The following is a 22492-nucleotide window of genomic DNA, read 5'->3' as shown; positions in this document are numbered from 1 at the left end:
AAATGACAAAATATATCTAAATCCAAGCGGAAGAATTTATGGTATTAAAAAAAAGGAGAAGAGGAGATTCAATGACAAATGAAAGAATAGAAACGGGATGGAATTTTGATAATAGTTATGCTCGTCTGCCTCAAATATTTTTCACAAGCCAAAACCCAACTCCTGTCCGTTCACCGAAGTTGATTATACTAAATGGCTCATTGGCAAAAGATCTAGGATTGGAGGCCGACTCGTTACAAAACGAAGAAGGCGTTGCTGTCTTTGCTGGCAATCGTATACCTGATGGAGCTTCGCCACTTGCTCAAGCATATGCGGGACATCAGTTTGGCGGGTTTACCAAGTTAGGGGACGGCCGTGCTTTGCTGCTTGGCGAACAGATCACCCCTAAAAGGGAACGCTTTGATATTCAACTGAAGGGGGCTGGAAGAACACCATACTCTCGCGGGGGTGATGGCAGGGCGGCACTTGGGCCGATGCTGCGCGAATACATAATCAGCGAAGCCATGCATGCACTTGGCATCCCGACCACGCGCAGCCTCGCAGTAGTGGAAACCGGTGAACCGATTATCCGTGAAACCTACCTGCCGGGAGCTATTCTTACCCGTGTGGCTGCCAGTCATTTGCGGGTTGGTACTTTTCAGTATGCAGCAAATTGGGGAACTGTAGAAGATCAAAGGCTACTAGCTGATTATGCACTTGACCGCCATTATCCAGAAGTTCAATCAGGCGAGGGGCAATATCTGTCACTCCTTAAGGAAGTAATTAAGCGCCAGGCAAAACTGATTGCAAAGTGGCAGCTGGTTGGTTTTATTCATGGGGTGATGAACACCGATAATATGACCATTAGCGGTGAAACCATCGATTATGGCCCGTGCGCCTTCATGGATACGTACGACCTGGATACAGTTTTCAGCTCGATTGACCAGCAAGGCCGCTATGCATACGGCAATCAGCCATATATTGGCGGATGGAATCTCGCACGATTTGCAGAAAGTCTTCTGCCGCTGCTGCATCAAGATGAGAATGAGGCGGTCAAAATAGCCCAAGAGGCGATTTCAGAATACATGGAATTGTATCGGCGTCATTGGCTTGAGGGAATGAGGGCAAAACTAGGAATATTTAACGAAGAAGCAGAGGACAATTCCTTATTTGATGATCTCCTTGGCTTAATGCAAAAGTATCGTGCCGACTATACAAATACCTTCAGAGCCCTAACTATGGATAAGCTAGAAGAAACGGCAATGTTTGGAACACCAGAATTTATTCAATGGCATAAGCAGTGGGAGGAAAGGCTAGAAAGGCAGGAGGAGTCGAAAGAAGCATCACAGCAATTGATGCGAAACTCAAATCCTGTAGTAATCCCGCGTAATCACCGCGTTGAGGAGGCGCTGGATGCCGCCGTCAATCAGGGAGATTACAGTGTGATGGAAAGTCTGCTTCAGGTTCTTTCAAACCCATACACAGTTTCGCCTAAACACGAGGAATACTGCTCACTGCCTGCACCATCCAACCGGCCATACCGTACCTACTGCGGTACATGATAAAAAAAGGCCGCTCAATTGAGCGGTCTTAATCTTTATAATCCCAGTATTTTAGCGTTTCTGTTTTACCTGTAGGTTCACTTTTGATTACTTTCCCGTTCTGATCTTTATAGACCTCGTATTCCTCGTAAGTTTCGATAATATACCCATCTTCCTTTTTCGTTTTTTCCAGTTTATCTACCAATTCAGGAACATTCTCGGGTTTTTCAACCTCAACAGGCTGTGCCATAACAGGCTGGTCGTCGGAATAGGCGTAATTCTTGTTAATAAATGAATAAGGTGAATCTAAATAGGCTGCAAAACCTAATATGACTAAAAGGAAAAATACACTAATGACGGTTTTGTTTTTCATGCGCCGGACTCCTTTTATCAAAAATATTCTTGCAACCATTTTATGCATGTCCTAACCACATATGCCTACCGATTAATTTTGCATGTTTGTCGTCTTTACCGTACTTACCTGAGGGCGGAAAAGAAAAAAGAGAACCAGAGCTGCCATGGAGATAATCACACCTGAAATATAAGGGAGGCCGATCGCTATTGAAAACAGCCAGCCCCCTAATGGCGGGCCAATGATCCTTCCTAATGAATCAAAGGAAGAAAGCAGTCCAGTGGCACTGCCATGTCCTGCTGTTGATGTTTTGGTGAGCAGGGAAGAGACGCTCGGACGTATTACACCATTTCCGATCCCAAAAATCGATAAAAAGATAGCAGCAGTAGTAAAGCTATTAACCAGTAATATCAAACCAAACCCAAGGGCTGAAACAATGATTCCGACCTGAATAACAGAAGGTTCACCGTATTTTTTCGTCATCCTTCCGACTAAGCCGCCCTGGACCATCGCTCCCACAAACCCCATGATCATAAATATATAACCGAGCTCTGTAGAATTTAAGCCTGCTTTTTTAGCCGCAAAATAGGCAAAGGTTGCTTCAAGGCCAGAAAGGGATAAAGAGATTAATAATTGCACAAAAAACAAAACAGCGACGTTTCGATTAAATGCCCCCCAAATGGAGCGCCTTTTTTCTTTAGAGTCATTTTTATTGAGTTTTGATTCTTTTAATAAAAGAAAAACAAGGATCAACGTAATCAAAGAAGAACCGCTGGCAAGATAAAACGGCATATTCAAACTAATTTTTGAGAAAATTCCGCCAATTGCCGGACCAAATACAAATCCTAACCCTACGGCTGCTCCTACGATGCCCATGCCTTTCCCACGGTTTTCTTCTGTTGTAATATCAGCAACGTACGCCATCGCCGTCGGCATATTGGCTGATGAGAGGGTGCCGCCAATGATCCGTGCGGCAAATAACATCCAAAGCTCTGTGGAGATTGCTTGAATATAAAAGGATAGCGCAAGTCCAGTAATTCCAATCATCATAACCGGCTTTCGGCCAATCCGATCGGATAAACGTCCCCACATTGGGGCAAAGATGAGCTGCATGAACGAATAGACCGCCATTAGCAGCCCTAATTCTGTGGGACTAGCCCCAATTTCTTCGGCATAAAAGGGTAAAACAGGAATAATGATTCCAAACCCCACCATTACTAAAAACATCACTACAAATAATATTGGCAAAGCTGCTTTTGTTTGCAAATGTATTTTCACTCCCAAAACTTGTTGTTCTATTCATTAGGATAATGGAAATCGTTGGATGAATACAAGCTTTTGGGTAATTATTTTCATCGTATCCCCGCCCTTACGAAAATGTAAGATTAAACAGTGTAAGCGTAAGGAAAAATTATGGAAATGAAGGTGTATTTTTCCTATAGTTAACTTAAGGAACTGATAGGAAAGAGTGATAATTATGGAAACCATTTTAGATGCTAAGGGAATTAACAAAGTTTTTGGCACAAGAAGGAACTCCTTCCATGCGCTTCATGATATTGATATAAGGGTGACAGAAGGAGAATTCGTTGGAGTAATGGGACCATCTGGTGCAGGAAAATCGACCTTACTCAATGTTTTATCAACCATTGAAGCGGCCACATCTGGAGAAATCTGCATTGATGGAACAAGCCTTACTCGTTTAAAAGAAAAACAATTAACCGAATTTCGCCGTAGCAAAATGGGGTTTATTTTCCAAGATTATAACCTGCTTGATACCTTAACCGTTAAAGAGAATATTCTTTTGCCGCTTGCCTTTACGGGTACTTCAGCAGGAGAAATCAATCACAAAGTGAATGAACTGGCCGAAATGTTCGGTATTCACTCCATTTAAGAAAAATATCCATATGCAATCTCTGGAGGACAGCAGCAGAGAACGGCTGTTTGTCGTGCAATTGTCAGCACACCAAGGATTATTTTTGCCGATGAACCTACCGGTGCCCTAGATTCAAAATCAGCCTATCATTTATTGCAAACACTTACCGATTTGAATCAAAAACAGCTTGCCACGATTCTAATGGTTACCCATGACCCTTATGCTGCCAGTTTTTGTTCGCGCGTTTTATTTATCAAAGATGGCAGTCTTTATACCGAAATTCGAAAGGGAGAGCATAGTCGAAAGAAAATGTTTCAACAGATTTTAGATATCTTGTCGACACTTGGAGGCGGCCAATATGACATTGTCTAGCATTGCTAAGAAAAATATAAAGAAAAATATCCGCCGGTATTTCATTTATTTAAATTCCATGATTTTTAGTATTTCGATATATTTCACTTTTGTTTCATTACAATTTAATAAACAACTGTTGGGAACCAGTGTCACACTCGGAAAAATACAACCGGCTTTTCAAGCGGCGTCTATTATTCTCATGATTTTTGCAGCGATCTTTATCTGGTACTCCAATTCATTCTTTACGCGAAAGAGAAAAAAGGAAATTGGCTTGTATTTACTTTTTGGAATGAGCAGGAAAAAGATTGGTCTATTACTCTTCTTAGAGAATTTGCTTATCGGGGGTGTGGCGTTAGTAATTGGGGTTTTGGCGGGAATAATGTTTTCCAAACTGTTCATGATGATTATTTTTAAGCTGATGGGCTTTTCTTTGGTTGTTAGTTTTTCATTTCGTCCACAGGCCTTGCTCCAAACCCTATTGGTTTTTCTTTTCATCATCATCCTGGCTTCTGTTTATAATTATTTCCTAATCTATCGCTTTTCTCTATCCGAGCTTTTTAAAGCTGAACGAAAAGGGGAGCGGGGGGGAGGAGGGTCGGCCGTTTTGAGCTTATTAGCTGTTTTTCTGCTAGGAATCTCCTATCTATTTTTTGTGAATCCACAAGAAATTGTTCCGATCACCAATAGTGGGATTCGTCTATTATTGTCAGCTATTTTTTTAATAATAGGTTCCTTTTTGTTTATGAATTCACTAATTACCTACATTTTAATAGTTCTACAAAAAATAACATCCATCTATTTCAAAGGGGAAAATTTACTTAGTCTTACACACCTTTTATTTCGTATTAAAAGCAATGTCATTATTCTAACGGTCATCTCATTATTAAGCAGTGTGACCATCCTTGCCTGTGTTTCAACCTATAGTTTCTATTATCATATCAACACTTTTTCAAAAAAGGATAACCCATATAGTTATATGTTCAATATGAAGGATGAAGAGCTAAATGAACAAATGCAGGAGCTTGTTGAAAAATCGGCCTCAAAAACGCTGGAATATCAAAATATTGCTGAATATCTGCCGATTAAAGCTGATACATCGGCCTTGGGCAGAATGAATGATTCTTTTCAGGTTCTATTAATATCTAAAAACACGTATCAGTCTCTTATGAAAAACAGAGGGATTAACGAGCAAATCCATCTTTCAAAACATGATGCATTCACCTTTTATGATGGCAATCTTGATGTAAAGTCCGATCCGTATACAGGAAAGACATTATCTCTACCTAATCATGAGCAGATTACGATATCTTCTTATAAACATCATTCTCTATTGAATCAGGGTGAAAAGCTTTTTCCTGTAGTTATCAGTGACACCCTATTTAATGAATTAAAAGAGAAAACTGCACCGCAAAAATTATATCTTTATAAATTGACTAATGAAAAAACTGCCAAGAAATTGAATCACGATCTCGGTCAATTTGTTAACCCTAATCGTTATGCGGAAAGTTTGCCGATCTATTCCAGCTTTTATGAGAATTATCATTATGGATTAGAAACTTATGGACTCCTCATTTTTATCGGAAGTTTTCTTGGTCTCGTCTTTTTACTCGCGACAGGAAGCCTGATCTATTTTAAACAGCTAATCGAGGCAACTTCTGATAAAGACCGCTATCGGATTCTCAGAAAAATCGGGGCGCCTGAGAAGGAGGTCAAGAAGTCTGTTGCTAAACAAGTAGGTTTTGTTTTTTTCTTGCCGTTACTATTGGCTATTACAAATAGTGCCGTCGTCACATATGTGCTAGCCGACTTTTTACAAATCAATATGTTTCTGCCATTTATTACTTGCCTGTTAGTGTATTTGATCATTTATCTTGTCTATTATGGCTTTACAACTTCTAACTATTTAAGAATTATTAAGTAATACAAAAAACAAGCTCATATGCTAATGAGCTTGTTTTTTTATAGTTTATATAGAGTATCTGACCGATCTGGAAAATAAACAACCACTTCAGTGCCCTCGTGTAAAGTAGAAAATATTGAAAGCCCATGACCTAATTTTTCTGCCGTTTTTTTGGCTAGGTAAAGCCCCATTCCTGTTGAGCGTTGATGGGTTCTTCCGTTATTACCTGTAAAGCCTTTTTCAAAAACACGAGGGAGGTCTTCTGAAGGAATGCCAATCCCATTATCCCGGATGGTTAGGTTCCTTTTTTCAGGATTTATTACAAAATGGATCTCACCATTTTTCATCGTGTACTTTAAAGCATTGTGCACCAGCTGCCGGATTATATAAGTTAATGCTTTTTTATCACTTAAAACAGTCAAAGTTGGGACATGTAAATCTACTTTAATCTTTTTGGAAATAAACGTTTTAGACTCTGCTTTGATTATTTCTTTTATCAGTTTTTCAAGGTCAAATTCTTGAATAAGGTAATCTTTATTAAATTCATTCAGTCTGGAAAAGTATAATGCCTGTTCTACATATCCCTCGATTTTATCAATTTCCTCACATAAGCTACCGGAATCCATTTTTGTTTCTAATAATAATCGGCTGACAGCTATTGGTGTTTTGATTTCATGAAACCAATGTGTCATAAATTCAAGCTGTTCTTTTGTATTTTCATTCCGTTTATGTATTTGTTTTACAAACAAGGCATCTAATTGCTTTAACGCTTCCAAATAAATCTGTTGTTCATGTGTTGCTGATTCGACTAATGAACCTAGACCATTTAAAGAGACTTGCTGCCATTTATCCAATTGATTTTTCTTATTAAAATAAGAACCTATAAAATATACATTAAACATGATAATTGAAATGAAGTCTAAGTATAGCAGGCTTCCGAAAGAGACCTTTAAGGCTGGGTCAACAGAAATTAATATTGAGATAATGAGCATGATGAAATAAAAAGTTATTAAAAGCCATTTTTGATCTGAAACATATTGCATTAAGCTCATTTTATTAGGTACCCTTGTCTTTTTTTCGTTTCAATAAAATCAGCCAGGCCAACTTCTTCTAATTTTCTTCGCAGCCGTGCAATATTTACCGTCAGAGTATTATCATCAATAAAATTCTCACTTTCCCATAGGGCTTGCATCAATTCCTCACGAGATACGATATTTTCCTTCTTTTTCATGAGTAAATAAAGAATATGGAATTCATTCTTCGTCAAATTCATTTCCTTATCCAGGTAGGAGATACTGCTTTTTTCTATATTGAGCATTAAACCCTGATGTTCAATATAATCTTTTTCCTGCTGTTGATAGGTGTAGGTTCTTCTTAATATAGCGTTGATTTTTGCCATAAGCACCTCTAGAGAAAACGGCTTTTGAATAAAATCGTCGCCGCCCATATTCATGGCCATAACGATATCCATGTTTTGTGTCCGGGAAGAAATAAAGATAATCGGAACATTTGAGAGTTGACGAAATTTGCTGCACCAATAAAACCCGTCAAAAGCTGGGAGGTTAATATCCAGCAAAACTAAATGGGGTTTTATTTCAGTTAGTTGTAAATCTAGATTTTCAAAATCTACTATTGCGTATGGTTCGAATTTCCATTTCAAAAGATGTTCAGAAATAATCGAGCTTATTTTTGGGTCATCTTCAATAATCATTATTTTGTACATTTCTATCACAACCAATTTTAGTGTATATAATCTATTATACTAATCGCTGCTTAAAATTGGAAAATTTATTAGATTAATAGGAATAAAGGAGAGTAAAAAGATGAGCTAATAAGGGGATAGTGCAAATGCATCACTTTGCTAGCAAATATATAGAATGTTGATATCAAATGATAACATGATGCTAAATAAAAAAAGAACACATCATTGAAGTGTGTTCTTTCTTATTTGACGGCTTTTCTTGTACTCTCCGACGCAAAATCGGCAATGATGACGAGAATCATATAGCATAACAATAATAAGGTAATCTCGGTATATTGAAAATAGCTCATCGCTAATTTAAATTCTATTCCTAAACCACCTGCACCGACAAAACCTACAACAATCGTTGTCCTCATGATGACTTCCCAACGATAAAGAATATAAGTAAGAAATCTTGGTAACACGGTCGGCAGGATACCGTAAAACAGTATTTGAATCTTAGACGCACCAGCAGAAGCTAGATTACGTATGGGTCTCGGATCCATATCCTCAATGACCTCCGCCCACAGCTTCCCAAGAATCCCAAAATTGTGAAGCGCAAGTGCAATCGCTCCAGGCAAAAGCCCTGGTTTAAAAATAAAAATAATCATCATCGCCCAAACTAGCTCAGGGACCGCCCTTGAAAAAATATAAATAATCCGAACGATTCCGAAGAGGGGCCAGTTATACCATTTTTTTACTGACGTCAAACTTCCATTGGCCATATTTCTAGCAGCCGGGATTACCGTAATAAAGGCAGCGATCGTTGCAAAACCAATTGCCATAATACTCATCTCGAGCGTTTCCAGCGTTAGTTTTAAAGCAGATGACCATTCGCTTGTCACCAAGAATGCAGGGTGTTTTTCATTCACCCCAACTAGGCCTCCAAAGAACTTTTTCGCATATTCAAGATTTTTATCCGATAGCAATTCCAATAAATTTGCCTTATCACCGCTAGTAATAAAAACCCAAGAACCGATAATTAGTAAAATTGCGAAAAGAGATGAACCCCAGCCAGGGCTTAATCCTCGGCGGCGCTTTCGTTCAGTTAGTACTTTTCGCACCGAATTACTCCAAACATCCACTAATAAAACAAGCACAATTAGAAAAAATACATAAGTCCAAACTTGATCATATTTCAAATCAGCAAGCGATAGCTGAATTTGATAACCCAGCCCTCCAAGACCTACAAAACTCATAATCGCGGAGGAACGGATCGAACACTCGAACCGATACATGGTATAGCTGATCAAATCCGCCCAAACGAGGGGAAGATACCCATAAATAAGGGTTTGAAGCTTGGAGGCACCAGTGGATTTTAAAGCCTTAATTGGCTCGATAGGGACATCATTTAACATATCAGCAAAAATCCGTCCAAGTATCCCTCCATATGGAATGGCAAGTGCAAAAATGGCCGCATAAGGAGACAACCCGACCGCAGCGACAAAAATCCAGGCCCAAATGAGCTCATGGATGGATCGGGTAAATCCTAAAACACCCCTAAAAAATATCTTAGATGAAAGACGAGCAACCCTGCTCGAAGTTAACGTTCCGGAAGCAAGGATACCAACGACAAACGCATATAGGATAGCAAGTGACATACCGGCGACTGCGTAAGCCAGGGTTATCCAGGCGGCCTCTAAGCCCTTCATTAAAATATCTGGTGAAAAATCTGGATGAAACAGACCTTCAAAAATCTGCAGCATCGTTGGAATACCACCTGCATGAAATAAATCAGCATTCCATTTAATGGAGAAGAGGCTCCAAATAAAAATGGCCGCCAACAATAAAGTCAGCATAAAACGATTATGCAATCGAAAAGAGGATACGAGTCTGCTCATTTTACCCGCGCTCCTTTAGTTGATAAAGGTCCGCTAACAACTCGTCCGTTACATTTTCTGTTGGCAAATCAAAAAATAATTCTCCATTTTTAAGGGCAATGATCCTAGAAAAATATTTGCGCGCATATTCCACCGAATGCAAGCTGGCAATCATCGTTTGTTTTCGTTCTAAAACGATATTCGTGAGCATGGCCAATATATCATCTGCCCGGGCAGGGTCAAGCGATGCTACCGGTTCATCCGCTAAGATTATTTCCGGATTTTGAACCATTAATCTCGCCATTGCAACACGCTGTTGTTCGCCGCCTGATAAAGTCGAAGTGATTTCGTATGCCTTGTCAGGTAAGCCAACTCGCTCAAGTGCTTGGATGGCCGCAGCTTTTTCTTGAGGAATGAGTAAAGAGAATAATGATTTCATAAACCCCCAATCAGCCAATTTACCGGCAAGCACATTATGAATCACGGCGAGTGGTCCAATTAGATCGAATTGCTGGCGAATTACGCCAACCTTTTTCGCAAAAACTGTACCTTTTCTATAAGAGGTTATGGACATGTTATCAATCAGTAAATCGCCATGCTCAAGTGTGAGCAACCCTGCAATCGAGTTCAACAGCGTTGTTTTTCCCGCACCGCTTGGTCCAATTAAGGCTACGGTTTCTCCTCTGTTAATAGAAAAAGAAAGGGAAGATAGGGCTATCTTCCGCTCATAATGTTTTGATATGCTCTTTGCTTCAATCATTTTATTTGAAGACATGTTAACACCTACTACTTAATGATCTTTAGCTCTTTCGCTACCTTTTCAATCTTTTGATAATTATCATTTTTAGTTTCTACAAATTTATCTGTTTGGAAAAAGTCCGTGATATCTTTTTGATCAGTTGTAATGGAAAGAATCGCGTCTTCTACTTTTTTCGTTGCACCTTTTCCGAATACATCATCGACATTGCTATTCATGGTCCAGTTATAGTCAAAGAAGGCAGGAGTAGTATAAAATACTTTGACTTTATTAGTATCAACCTTTCCCTCTTTTACAGCAACTTGCCAAACCGCTTCATTTAAAGCACCAGCTTTAAACGCACCTGATTCAACTAATTTATAAGTAGTATCATGTGATCCTGAAAAATTTGGTTTTCCGTCAAAGTCCGTATTTGGATTAATACCAGCTTCTGAAAGAAAATAACGTGGCATTAAATGCCCGGAAGTTGAACTTTCACTTCCAAACGTAAACGATTTTCCTTTTAAATCTTTAAGGGTATTAATTCCTGATCCAGTTTGAGTAATAAAGACCGAATGGAATTCTGCATCTCTAGGTCTTTGAGCGAACGAATCTGCATCTGGCACAAGGTTTCTTGCTTGCACACTTGTCAAACCGCCAAACCAGGCCATGTTGATTTCACCGCGTTGAAATCCCGTAACAAGGGCTGCATAGTCAACAGAAGGAACGAATTCAACCTTCATCCCCGTTTTTTCACTTAAATATTTCGCAACTGCCGTCATGCCTTTTTCTAGGTCTGCAGCATTTTGGTCAGGAATGGCACCAATTTTAAATACTTCCGTGGTTTTTTTGGTTTCTTTTTTCTGGTCACTTGCTTTATCATTCTTTTGACCGCAAGCTGCTAGTGAGAATACTAACATTGCAAGAATGATGACTGAAAGCCATTTTTTCATTATAAAATACACCTCGTTTAATTTTGTAAATAGTAGAAATGTCTTAGCCTATTTCATTATAAGTAAAGGATTTTATCGAATAAATTCAATAAATCTATTTATCCTATCAATATCCATCGATTATTTGAATAGTAAAATAGTGGTAATTAGATGAAAACCCAGTGTTAATAAGAAAATCCCCTGCTAAAGGACAGGGGGGTGATGGATTTTCTTAAACTGTTAATTGTGACCATTCTGCAACATTCCAAACTTTTGTAATCCAATCTTCATAAAAGTCTGGTTCGTGGCAAACTAAAACAACGGTACCTTTATAGGCTTTTAATGCTCGTTATAATTCAGCTTTCGCATCGTTATCAAGATGGTTCGTTGGCTCATCGAATAAGATCCAGTTACTTTCATTCTTTACTTGGATTATATAAGTGGATCTGTAAGTTAGAAAAAAAAGCTGCATCTTGATGAAAATTTACTTTTCCTAATGAAGAAGTTTAAGCAAGCCCTCTAGCTTGTACATATCCTATTTAAAAGGATTGGAAGAAGGGGAAGGCTTGGATTTTAATAAAGACGGAATATCAATTGGGACCATTTCTGGCGGGATAGTAAATTTTGGCGGGGCGGTTTTTATTTCTCCAATATCGGTTACAAAAACGGTCTCAGGTTCAGGAAGTGATAACATTGGAGGGAGCAGCACGAGAAATTTGGCACAAAATGCACCCATCCAAAATAATCTATCAGATTTAATAGAAATAGTAAGACGGAGCCTGAAATAGCTCCGTCTTTTATATTAGGACGCTTTTAACTCATGAACATTTGTTTGCTCTTTGCTCCGCTTAGAGACATTAAACACTATGTTTAAGAAAATGGCGGTCAAGCTGCCAGCAACAATCCCATTGTTGGTGAGAATCTTGATGCTCTCTGGCAAATGGTCAAAAAGGGTAGGAACAGCGGTTACACCAAGTCCCATGCCAACAGAACAAGCGATAATCAACAGATTTTCTTGAGATGCGAATTCTACTTTACTTAACATTTTAATTCCATAAGCGATAACCATTCCGAACATAGCTACCATTGCGCCACCTAGAACAGGGGTAGGTATTACTGTAGTCAATGCCGCAATTTTCGGTACAAATCCTAGGAAAATAAGCATTCCGCCCATCGTATAGATGACATTTTTACCTTTTACTCCAGAAAGCTGGACAAGGCCGACGTTCTGTGAGTAGGTGGTATATGGAAAGGCATTAAACAATGCACCGATAATACTTGCAAGACCCTCAGCACGGTAACCTTTGGTTAAATCTTTTTCCGATAATTTTTTACCCGTAATGTCGCTAAGTGCAAAATAAACACCTGTCGACTCTACCAAACTAACAATGGCAACTAATGTCATGGTAATAATCGGTGTCAATTCAAAAGTAGGGGTGCCAAAGTAAAATGGTTTTACCATATGAAACCATGAAGCATCGCCCACGGCTGAAAAATTTACTTTTCCCATAATAGCCGCTGCAACAGTGCCGGCAGCTAAGCCTAGTAAAATGGAAATGGAACGGATAAAACCTTTCGTAAATCGGTAAAGCAAGATAATAAATAGTAAAGTTCCGAAAGCTAAACTAATATTCGAAAGGGAACCAAAATCAGGGCTGCCTTGACCACCGGCAATGTTATTCATTGCAACCGGAATTAAAGTGATCCCAATAATGGTAACTACAGATCCTGTAACAACTGGAGGGAAAAATTTAATTAATTTTCCGAAAAAGCCAGAAATAAGAATCACAATAAGACCTGATAGAAGAATGGAGCCGTAAATAGCTGAAATACCGTATTGACTTCCAATTGCGATAATTGGACCTACAGCAGTAAACGTACATCCAAGGACGATGGGCAGGCCGATTCCAAAAAAGCGATTCTGCCAAACTTGTAAAATAGTTGCAATCCCGCACATTAAAATATCAATTGAAACTAAATAAGTTAGTTGTTCGCCATTAAATTTAAGAGCGCCGCCTACGATAAGGGGGACAATGACCGCTCCTGCATACATTGCCAGCACATGTTGAATTCCTAAAGAAGCGATTTTGAATGTATGTTGTTTCATTATACTAACTCCTCTACATTTTCGTTTACAAAGCTAACCTCACCGTTTGAGAGAGAAGCAACTCTTGCTAAGGATTCGACCCGAAAGCCAGCCTCTTTTAAAAGTTGAGCTCCTTCCTGAAAGGACTTTTCAATGACGATGCCAATCCCGGCAATCTGAGCGCCTGCCTGTCCGACAATTTCCACTAAACCAAGGGCAGCCTGTCCATTGGCGAGAAAATCGTCAATAACCAGCACTCGATCATCGTTTGATAAATATTTTTTTGAAAGTGAGATCTCGTTTGTTTCCTTTTTAGTAAAAGAATGGACGGTGGCTGTCAATAAATCATCGTTTAGGGTTAACGATTTCCTTTTTCGAGCAAAAATAACAGGAACCTTCATATATAAACCAGCCATCACTGCAGGTGCAATGCCAGAGGATTCAATCGTAACAATTTTTGTGATTTTCTCATCTGCAAATCTTTCAGCAAATTCTTTTCCTATTGCTAGCATTAATTCTGGATCGATTTGATGATTTAAAAAGGAATCTACCTTTAACACATGCTCGGAAAGAACCTTTCCATCCTTTTTAATTCTGTCTTTTAATAATTCCATGTTGTACCCCCTAAGAAAAATAAAAAGCCCAAAAGCCATTACCCACCTCAACATTTGAGTGGGGCAATGACCTTTGGGCTTTAACCGAAAGGAAAAAGAAAGAGTCCGAATTCACGGCTTTCTCATTACCCACTCATAGTCAGATTGTTAACGGCAATCCGGTAGAAACTTGCGGGCCATATCCCCGCGATTATATGAGTGAAACTTTTATGAATTTATTCACATTATAGCATGCTGAAAAGGTAAATCAATCATTTTTTACAAAAAAACGAATAATTAAAGTTAATTAATAACTTTCGTTCGGTTTTTGAAAGAGTTTTCATGGATGGGAACCACAGGTAAAGACAAGCATTGAATAACTATTCACTTTCCTGTACTATTAATTTATGTAGTCAGAAAATTCAAAATTAATTTACCAGGAAATACTGACTAGTCAGTAAGATTGTGAGGAGGAATGAAAATGGTTGAAAGAATACGTCCTTATTGGCCAGACCAGCTACCGGTCCAACTGGAATATTTACAGGGCGAAAAGCCGCTAGTTGATTACTTAGAACAACACGGAAAACAAAGGCCGAAGGATCTAGCTTATATTTTTTATGGCACAGAGATTAGCTGGGGAGAGCTTTTAGATTATGTAAACAAGTTCTCACATTACTTGCACCATAAAGGGGTTAAGAAGGGAAGCTGTGTTGCGCTCTACCTGCAAAACTGTCCGCAATATATCATCGCTCATTTTGCCATTCAAAAATTGGGCGGTATCGTCATCCCGCTAAACCCTATGTTTAAAGAAAATGAGTTGGTTTATTACTTAGAAGAAGCGCCGATAGAAGGAATAATTGCCGGTTCCGAAGGTATTCCCCTTATTAAAAAAGCAATCGAAAAAGTACGTCCTCTGAATTTTATTGTTATGACAAACTATGATGATTTCCTCCCAGACCAAACAGATTGGAACTTTCCTGAAGAATTTATATTTCCAAAGCTATCTTTTTCTGAGACCGATCAATTCGCTACCATTCTCCAAACTGAAATTCCCCATGATGGGAAAGAAGAAGTGGATTTATGGAATGATGTCGGTTTAATGGTATTCACTTCAGGGACTACCGGCCGTCCAAAAGGTGCGATGCTCACCTACGGGAATGCCTTATTTAAAACGGCAGCCTCGGCACAGGCAAATGGAATGAGCCAGGATGAAATACTTATGGCCAGTGCGCCATTATGTCATATCGCAGGAATGGTTATGGGGTTAAATACACCGGTTTATTCTGGAAGACCCTGTGTCTTGTTTATAAAATTCGACCCATTCGCAACCGTTGAAGCCATTGAAAAATGCAAAGTCAGTTATTGGTACAGCATTGCACCAATGAACTGGGCTATCCTACAAATTCCTGGAATTGCAGAGAAAGATTTATCGAGTTTAAAAACAAATTTAGCAACGAGTTTTGGTGTTCAAGTAACAAAAGAACTCGCTGAACAATGGAAAGAGGTCACTAACGGCTGTGTTCTTTATGAAGCCGCTTATGGTCTAAGTGAGACCCACACCTGCGATACTTATATGCCCAAGGAAAAAATTAAATTTGGGTCCTGCGGCATTCCTGTTTATGATACGGAAATTCGCATACTTAATCTTCAAACAGGTGAGGATCAGCCTCCAGGTAAACAAGGGGAAATAATCGTAAAAAATCCGGGGGTGTTTAAAGGATATTTAAACCGCCCTGATGCCACTGCCGATACATTAAAGAATGGATGGGTTCATACCGGAGATATTGGCTGCCTTGATGAAGATGGTTATTTATTTTTCCAGGGCCGAGTAAAGGAAATGATCAAATGCTCGGGATATAGTATTTTTCCTGAAGATGTAGAAGCGCTGCTTAACTTACATCCTGCTATTCGTCAATCCGCAGTCATCGGGGTTCCTGACCCGGTAAAAGGGGAAGTAGTTAAAGCCTTTGTAGTGTTGAAGGACACGGAAAAAGAAAAAGTAGCGTCTGCTGATATTATCAAGTGGTCGAAGGAGAATATGGCTGCCTATAAATATCCTAGATATGTGGAAATAATTGAACAGCTGCCAGCTACACCGTCTGGAAAAGTACTAAGAAAATTGTTAAAAGAGAATTAGGAGAGGGAACTCATGGATCATTTACAGCAATTAACTGGAGAACTTCAAGCAAAAAAAGAAACAGCCCTTTTAGGCGGAGGCAAGGATAAAATTGCGGCCCAGCATGGAAGGGGTTTGCAAACTGCACGAGAGAGAATTGAAATGTTAGCTGACCACGGTACATTCATGGAGCTAGGTATGTTAAATACCTCAGATGTGAAAGGTGCAGAGGATAAAAGCTATGGTGACGGACTGATTGCCGGTGTGGGGAAAGTGAATGGAAGACCTGCTGTTATCCAAGCGGGAGACAAGACTGTTTTTGCCGGCACAGAAGGGAATGTCCATATCCGAAAATCGAAAAGTATCCATGAATTTGCCATAAAAAATGGGCTGCCGATTTTTTCACTTCATGAAGGCGGCGGCCTTAGGATGCCGGATGGGATGGGCTCAGATGGAATTAGTGATAAGTTATTCCCGAGAGAAATGCTAACGCTTCATCGCCAAGTTCCAACGATGACGGCTATATTAGGCGACAGCTTTGGGGGGCCGACCTGGGCAGCAGTATCATCCGATTTTGTTACCCAGCTTCAAGGAACATGCATGGCGATAGCGGGACCACGTATGCTGGAGCTAGCTAATGGTCAAAAATTGTCACCGGAAGAATTGGGCGGAGTCGATGTGCATCACCGTTATACAGGACAAATTGATGAAGATGGTGCAACCGAAGAAGAGTGCATGCAGCAATTAAAAACCTATTTCTCGTACATGCCGCAAAATGCAGGAGAAAAGCCTCGAATGAGGGCAACTGCAGATGATCCTTATCGCCTGGTCGATGAAGTATTGACCATCTTACCACAGCAAAGCAACCGTGTTTATAATATGAAGAAAATCATTGATCTAATTGTAGATGATGGTATTACCTTTGAGTTTCAGAGGAAGTTTGGCAAAGGATTGATCACTGCTTTTGCCCATTTGAACGGCCATGTTGTCGGAATCGTTGCGAACCAGCCAAGTCATTATGCAGGGGCTCCAGGACCACAGGAATGCCAAAAGGCCACTGAATTTATTTGTCTGTGCGACTCCTACCATATTCCGCTCATTTTTCTTCATGATACCCCGGGTTTCCGGATCAGCAGCGAAGCGGAGAAAGCAAAGATGCCGACAAAAATTATGGTTTGGAATCAAGCGCTCGCCTTATCAACCGTACCGAAAATATCCGTCGTTATTCGTAAAAGTATCGGTGCGGCATATGGAAATATGTGCGGGCCTGGCATGGGCGGGGATTTGGTGGTAGCCTGGCCAACTGCGGAAATCAATTTTACCGGTCCAGAGGTTGGAGTAAACGTCGTATTCGGCCGGGAGTTGGCAAGGTCAGAAAATCCAAGTGAAGATCGTAAAAAACTATTAGAGCTTTGGTCCTTTGACAGTTCGCCATACAAAGCGGCCGCCAAACATTTAATCGATGATATCATACAGCCAAATGAAACAAGGAAATTCCTCTGCCAATCGCTTGAATATTTATTAACATCAAAAAGAGAAAAAAGCGAACGGCTTTTAGCAACATGGCCAACCGGAATATAACAATTTTAAAGGACAATGTTAATATTTTAACATTGTTGATTGGAGCGGATGGCGCGAGACTCCTGCGGGATATAGAGGTCACTGGAGACCCCGCAGGCGCCAAAGCGCCGAGGAGGCTTCAGGACCTCCCCGCGGAAAGCGAAGCGCAAGTAGCGGAAATCAACAGGCAAGTTAATAAAGGGAGAACCTTTCCAATGGATTGGTTCTTTTTCTTTGCAGCGAACTGATTAAAATATCCTTCTCGCGAGTTGGGCAATCTAAAATCATAAAATTATTTTTATTTTTTGTCCTCCACATATGAACATTTTATAAAAAGTGTGATAAAGTATATTACAGGAATCCTTTAATAAAGGCGTTTAGCGAAGATATCGGTGTCTTTTTGGGGTGGACAAATGTATGTATTAAAACGACAAAAGGATGCTTAGATAATATAGGGGGTATTGAAAATGTCCAGTAACATTTTGGAGCAATTTTTAAACGAAAATCTTGAAGATTTAAAAGGAAAAGGTCTTTACAATGTCATAGACCCGCTAGAAAGTCCAAACGGACCAATGATTACCATTAACGGTAAAGAGCTTGTCAATCTTTCTTCTAATAATTATTTAGGATTGGCAACAGACGAGCGATTAAAAAAAGCAGCCTCTGAGGCGATTGTTCAGTATGGTGTCGGTGCAGGAGCCGTTCGAACCATTAATGGAACCCTGAAGCTTCATGTTGAATTAGAGGAAAAGCTGGCTGAATTTAAACATACAGAAGCAGCAATTGCGTACCAATCCGGATTTAATTGTAATATGGCCGCTATTTCAGCCGTTATGGATAAAAATGATGCGATATTATCTGATGAATTGAACCATGCCTCCATCATTGACGGATGCAGACTTTCAAAAGCAAAAATTATCCGCTTCAACCACTCTGATATGGAACATTTACGTGCAAAAGCGAAGGAAGCGAAAGAATCTGGCCAATACAATAAAATCATGGTCATTACAGATGGTGTATTTTCCATGGATGGCGATGTTGCCTTATTACCTGAAATCGTAAAAATTGCCGAAGAATTTGATTTAATTACATATGTCGATGATGCCCATGGTTCTGGTGTTCTTGGGGAAGGAGCAGGGACGGTCAAGCATTTTGGTTTGTCCGACAAGATTGATTTCCAAATTGGAACACTTTCAAAAGCTATAGGTGTTGTCGGCGGTTATGTTGCCGGGAAGAAAAACCTGATTGACTGGTTAAAGGTTCGCAGTCGTCCTTTCCTATTTTCAACCTCATTAACCCCGGCAGATGTGGCTGCAAGTAAAAAGTCCATTGAGATCTTAATGGAAAGCACTGAGCTTAATCAAAAGCTTTGGGAAAACGGCAACTATCTGAAAAAAGGATTAAAGGAATTAGGGTTTAATATCGGTAACAGCGAAACGCCAATTACACCGTGTATCATTGGAGAAGAATCACTTACTCAACAATTTAGCAAGCGGTTAAATGAAGAAGGCGTTTATGCAAAAGCGATTGTCTTCCCGACCGTTCCTCAAGGTACAGGACGGGTCCGCAATATGCCAACTGCGGCACATACAAAAGAAATGCTGGATAAAGCCATTTCAATATATGAAAAAGTCGGCAAGGAAATGGGTATTATTTAAGACTAAATTGATTGAGGTGGAGGAGCATCATGAAGCGAATATTAATTACAGGTGCATTAGGGCAAATTGGCTCTGAATTAACGATGAAGTTAAGAGATATTTATGGAACAGACCATGTAATCGCTACAGATATTAAAAAGAATGACAGTGAAGCGGCTCAAAGCGGTCCATTTGAGATCGTAGACGTAACCGATTTAAAATCCATGGTTGAGATTGCCAAAAAATATAAAGTGGATACGGTCATGCATTTAGCCGCACTGCTATCTGCTACTGCTGAAGCGAAACCAGTATTTGCTTGGAATTTAAATATGGGCGGTCTAATGAATGCCCTTGAAACAGCAAGGGAGGTAAACGCACAATTTTTCACACCAAGCTCAATCGGAGCCTTTGGTCCAACAACCCCAAAGGATGATACACCTCAGGATACCATTATGCGCCCTACCACCATGTATGGGGTAAATAAAGTAGCTGGCGAGTTATTATCTGATTACTACTTCCATAAATTTGGAGTAGACACACGTGGATTGCGTTTTCCAGGCTTAATTTCATACGTTGCCTTACCAGGCGGAGGAACAACAGATTATGCTGTTGAAATTTACTATGAAGCAGTCAAAAATGGTAAATACACATCTTATATTGATAAAGGCACCTATATGGATATGATGTATATGCCAGATGCATTGAATGCGATTATCGAATTAATGGAAGCAGACGGATCCAAATTAATGCATAGAAATTCATTTAATGTTAGTTCGATGAGCTTTGATCCTGAAGAAATTGCTGCAAGTATTCGGAAGTACATCCCTGGATTTAAAATTGCCTATAAAGTGGATCCTGCCCGTCAAAAGATTGCTGACAGCTGGCCAAACTCTATTGATTCCACGGCAGCAAAAGAGGAATGGGGCTTTAAATTCGACTACGACTTAGACAAAATGACGAAAGATATGCTTGACAAGCTGCAGCGAAAATTACACATGAAAATATCCAGTTAATAAGAAAAGCGGAAGCGCCCGTCTAGCGACGTATGGCCTCCTCGAAAAAGCTCACGCTTTTTCTTCGTGCGATGCTTATGCTGCCGAAGCGTTCCTTGTGGAGCGCTCCAACTGAGATAAAGGAAACACGGAGCTCAAGTCGATTCGATGTTGACTTATCGTAGGGCGGAGTGCGAAGGACACTAGTCGCTGGGCGCTGGAGCTGACAATTCTCAAAGTCGAATTGTACGCTTTCTTATCTATAAGAAAACAGCGAAGGACGCCTTCGCTGTTTATCTTTTTACATAAATAAGCTTATCTTTTTTCTCGGTTACTCTTCCAATAATTGATGCTTGTACTAATCCATTCGAATGGAGTCCTTCTATATATTGCTGTGCATCTGATTCACTCAAGGAAACCAGGAGGCCCCCAGAAGTAATGGCATCACAAAGGACTAGCTGCTCTTCAGGAAGAATCTCTTCATAAGCAACATCATCATTTAACCATTTATGATTCGATTTTGAACCCCCAGGTACAACACCATTCTTCGCCAGGTCGATAGCACCTTCTAGTACAGGCACTTGTGAACTTGATATTTCGAAGCTCACATTGCTGCCGCGAGCCATTTCACTGCCATGTCCTAGTAATCCAAATCCGGTAACATCCGTTACAGCATGAGGGGTGTAGTCTGTTAAAACTTGGGCAGCAATTTTATTGAGCATGGCCATCGTTTCTGTGACAGCTTGTTCCTGCTCTATTGTTACGGCGCTTCTTTTAATTCCAGTGGTAAGGATGCCAACCCCAATCGGTTTTGTTAAAACAAGTACATCTCCAGGTCTTGCCCCAACATTTTTCCAAACCTTATCTGGATGGACGATCCCCGTCACTGACAGCCCGAATTTTGGTTCCTGGTCATCGATAGAATGGCCGCCAACGGTAATAGCGCCAGCTTCCTTTACTTTGTCAGCAGCACCGCGAAGAATTTCTGCCAACATATCGGCACCAAGTTTTTTAATCGGGTATCCGACAATATTTAGAACCGTTTTCGGCTCGCCTCCCATTGCATAGACATCACTTAATGAATTGGCTGCCGCAATTTGTCCAAACATATAAGGATCATCCACAATTGGAGTAAAGAAATCGACCGTTTGAATTAAGGCAATAGTGTCTGTTAATCGGTATACACCGGCATCATCGCTTGTTTCATGTCCCACTAACAATTCAGGGACAGGGTCTTGTTTTGGTAATTGACGCAAAACTTGCGCCAGGTCCTCAGGACCAATTTTACAGCCTCAACCAGCTTTAGTTGATAAAGAAGTCAGGCGAATTTTTTCTTGTTCACTCATCACATGTCCACCTCCACTTAAATAGTATAACAATTTCGCTTATAGAGGCAAAACATTTGCGGTAGAATAAGCTGTAAGATAAAATGTTTCTACTATAGAGATTTTAGAGAGCTTTAAAGGGGGTACATATATGAAAGATTATCATGTGATCGTTGAATTTTGCATGCAATGAAACTATGCACCAAAAGCCGCGAGTTTCGCGGAAGAATTATTTAACCATTTTTTTCGTGACATAAAAAAGATGGAGCTCATCCCAAGTTCCGGTGGCGCTTTCGAAGTAACGGTTAACGGGGAGAAAATCTATTCTAAACTTGATACTGGCGTTTTTCCGGATACAGAAGAAATCATTGAAATTATAGCAGCAAAATAAATAAAACCCTCATACCATATGAGGGTTTTTTAATTTTGCAGTAATACTATTATGTAAACTACTGCAAAAAAAGATTTTAAGGCAGTGTAATATAACGATTTTTTCCAAGTCCTTTTTCCGTTTTTGAAATAAATATCTCTAACACCCCGTTTTTAAAGGCAGCGCTTACTTTATGATCAATAATGGAGAAGGGGAAATCGATGGTACGTACTCTTTCTGAGGATGCTGCGGATAAAGAAGAGGTTTGTTTTTGCGCTGTTATATCAAGTCTTCGATCTACCATTTTCACAGTTATTTCTGAACTGTCATATTCATCCAGTACCGCTTCAACAATCCAATCGTCATCTGTTTCATATAAGTCAATGCGAAATTGGGTAAAATCACATAAGGATGTTAGAGGATCCAAAAAGTAATTTTTCATCCATTTTTCCACTAGTTCATAATCGATGGATCGATTTTGAGCAGTGTTCCTTTTTTTCATTTACATATCCTCCTTGCTCGTTTCATATTATTCATCAGCCATAAAAACGTGAAAATGTTATAATAAAATAAATATTTCACCTA

The 22492-nt window shown here is 39.8% G+C and carries 19 protein-coding genes, 2 pseudogenes and 1 riboswitch; of the genes and pseudogenes, 9 read left to right on the top strand and 12 right to left on the bottom strand.

Annotation, left to right across the window (positions count from 1 at the left end):
• The first annotated feature begins 71 nt into the window (after window positions 1–71).
• Window positions 72–1541, top strand: a complete 1470-nt coding sequence (locus tag PH210_RS07085; protein ID WP_289984208.1) for a protein adenylyltransferase SelO — start codon at window positions 72–74, stop codon at window positions 1539–1541.
• A 28-nt stretch (window positions 1542–1569) separates the two neighbouring features.
• Here the strand turns inward: PH210_RS07085 and PH210_RS07080 are convergent, their stop codons facing one another.
• Both PH210_RS07080 and PH210_RS07075 read right to left on the bottom strand, forming a co-directional pair.
• Entirely contained in the window at window positions 1570–1893 is a 324-nt protein-coding gene (locus tag PH210_RS07080; RefSeq protein WP_289984206.1) for a hypothetical protein, read from the bottom strand.
• A 72-nt stretch (window positions 1894–1965) separates the two neighbouring features.
• Window positions 1966–3138, bottom strand: coding sequence for an MFS transporter (locus PH210_RS07075; RefSeq protein WP_289984204.1), 1173 nt, complete (start codon window positions 3136–3138; stop codon window positions 1966–1968).
• A 211-nt stretch (window positions 3139–3349) separates the two neighbouring features.
• Between PH210_RS07075 and PH210_RS07070 the strand changes: the two are divergent.
• Together PH210_RS07070 and PH210_RS07065 are read left to right on the top strand one after the other, a co-directional pair.
• Window positions 3350–4117: pseudogene (locus PH210_RS07070) on the top strand (ABC transporter ATP-binding protein).
• Entirely contained in the window at window positions 4104–6020 is a 1917-nt protein-coding gene (locus PH210_RS07065; protein ID WP_289984203.1) for an FtsX-like permease family protein, read from the top strand. Before PH210_RS07070 ends, PH210_RS07065 begins: the two are co-directional and overlap by 14 nt.
• A gap of 38 nt (window positions 6021–6058) precedes the next feature.
• Here the strand turns inward: PH210_RS07065 and PH210_RS07060 are convergent, their stop codons facing one another.
• The 6 genes and pseudogenes from PH210_RS07060 to PH210_RS07035 form a co-directional block, all read right to left on the bottom strand.
• Complete coding sequence (locus PH210_RS07060) at window positions 6059–7051, bottom strand: sensor histidine kinase (protein WP_289984202.1); 993 nt, start codon at window positions 7049–7051, stop codon at window positions 6059–6061.
• Complete coding sequence (locus PH210_RS07055) at window positions 7048–7722, bottom strand: response regulator transcription factor (protein ID WP_289984200.1); 675 nt, start codon at window positions 7720–7722, stop codon at window positions 7048–7050. The genes PH210_RS07060 and PH210_RS07055 overlap by 4 nt, the downstream gene beginning before the upstream one ends.
• A 221-nt stretch (window positions 7723–7943) precedes the next feature.
• The gene (locus PH210_RS07050; protein WP_289984198.1) at window positions 7944–9581 is read right to left on the bottom strand and encodes a PhnE/PtxC family ABC transporter permease; all 1638 of its coding nucleotides are present in this window, start codon (window positions 9579–9581) and stop codon (window positions 7944–7946) included.
• A gap of 1 nt (window position 9582) precedes the next feature.
• On the bottom strand, window positions 9583–10335 hold the full coding sequence (locus PH210_RS07045) for a phosphonate ABC transporter ATP-binding protein (protein ID WP_289984197.1): 753 nt from the start codon (window positions 10333–10335) through the stop codon (window positions 9583–9585).
• An 11-nt stretch (window positions 10336–10346) separates the two neighbouring features.
• Window positions 10347–11249 carry a putative selenate ABC transporter substrate-binding protein gene (locus PH210_RS07040; protein WP_289984196.1) on the bottom strand — a complete coding sequence of 301 codons (903 nt, stop codon included), beginning with the start codon at window positions 11247–11249 and terminating at the stop codon, window positions 10347–10349.
• 211 nt (window positions 11250–11460) lie between these two features.
• Window positions 11461–11646: pseudogene (locus PH210_RS07035) on the bottom strand (P-loop NTPase family protein); the annotation flags it as partial.
• Between the two features lie 148 nt (window positions 11647–11794).
• Between PH210_RS07035 and PH210_RS07030 the strand changes: the two are divergent.
• Window positions 11795–12016, top strand: a complete 222-nt coding sequence (locus PH210_RS07030) for a spore germination protein (RefSeq protein WP_289984195.1) — start codon at window positions 11795–11797, stop codon at window positions 12014–12016.
• Window positions 12017–12030: 14 nt separating this feature from the next.
• Here the strand turns inward: PH210_RS07030 and PH210_RS07025 are convergent, their stop codons facing one another.
• Window positions 12031–13335, bottom strand: a complete 1305-nt coding sequence (locus PH210_RS07025; RefSeq protein ID WP_289984193.1) for a nucleobase:cation symporter-2 family protein — start codon at window positions 13333–13335, stop codon at window positions 12031–12033.
• A complete protein-coding gene (locus PH210_RS07020) occupies window positions 13335–13928 on the bottom strand; it encodes a xanthine phosphoribosyltransferase (RefSeq protein ID WP_289984192.1) in 594 nt (197 codons plus the stop codon). The genes PH210_RS07025 and PH210_RS07020 overlap by 1 nt, the downstream gene beginning before the upstream one ends.
• 116 nt (window positions 13929–14044) lie before the next feature.
• Window positions 14045–14146: riboswitch (purine riboswitch) on the bottom strand.
• Between the two features lie 242 nt (window positions 14147–14388).
• Between PH210_RS07020 and PH210_RS07015 the strand changes: the two genes are divergently transcribed.
• The 4 genes from PH210_RS07015 (at window position 14389) to PH210_RS07000 (ending at window position 20233) form a co-directional block, all read left to right on the top strand.
• Window positions 14389–16044 (top strand): class I adenylate-forming enzyme family protein, encoded by a 1656-nt coding sequence (locus PH210_RS07015; RefSeq protein WP_289984191.1) that lies wholly within the window; start codon window positions 14389–14391, stop codon window positions 16042–16044.
• Window positions 16045–16056: 12 nt separating this feature from the next.
• Window positions 16057–17604, top strand: a complete 1548-nt coding sequence (locus PH210_RS07010; RefSeq protein ID WP_289984189.1) for an acyl-CoA carboxylase subunit beta — start codon at window positions 16057–16059, stop codon at window positions 17602–17604.
• 446 nt (window positions 17605–18050) lie between these two features.
• Window positions 18051–19241: a glycine C-acetyltransferase gene (locus tag PH210_RS07005; protein WP_289984188.1), complete on the top strand. Its 1191-nt coding sequence runs from the start codon at window positions 18051–18053 to the stop codon at window positions 19239–19241.
• 29 nt (window positions 19242–19270) lie between these two features.
• Window positions 19271–20233: an L-threonine 3-dehydrogenase gene (locus tag PH210_RS07000; RefSeq protein WP_289984187.1), complete on the top strand. Its 963-nt coding sequence runs from the start codon at window positions 19271–19273 to the stop codon at window positions 20231–20233.
• Window positions 20234–20505: 272 nt separating this feature from the next.
• Here the strand turns inward: PH210_RS07000 and selD are convergent, their stop codons facing one another.
• Window positions 20506–21558 carry a selenide, water dikinase SelD gene (gene selD / locus PH210_RS06995; protein ID WP_289984186.1) on the bottom strand — a complete coding sequence of 351 codons (1053 nt, stop codon included), beginning with the start codon at window positions 21556–21558 and terminating at the stop codon, window positions 20506–20508.
• A gap of 130 nt (window positions 21559–21688) precedes the next feature.
• On the opposite strand from selD, the gene PH210_RS06990 reads away from it, so the two are divergent.
• On the top strand, window positions 21689–21928 hold the full coding sequence (locus tag PH210_RS06990; RefSeq protein ID WP_354669965.1) for an Rdx family protein: 240 nt from the start codon (window positions 21689–21691) through the stop codon (window positions 21926–21928).
• 76 nt (window positions 21929–22004) lie between these two features.
• Here the strand turns inward: PH210_RS06990 and PH210_RS06985 are convergent, their stop codons facing one another.
• Window positions 22005–22409, bottom strand: a complete 405-nt coding sequence (locus PH210_RS06985) for an Hsp20/alpha crystallin family protein (RefSeq protein WP_289984185.1) — start codon at window positions 22407–22409, stop codon at window positions 22005–22007.
• Window positions 22410–22492 lie beyond the last annotated feature (83 nt).

This window comes from Paenibacillus sp. BSR1-1 (genome assembly GCF_030403775.1).
Classification (GTDB): Bacteria; Bacillota; Bacilli; order Bacillales; family Cytobacillaceae; genus Neobacillus.
Note: the sequence above shows the minus strand (reverse complement) of the source record. Positions and strands in the feature narration are given on the sequence as shown.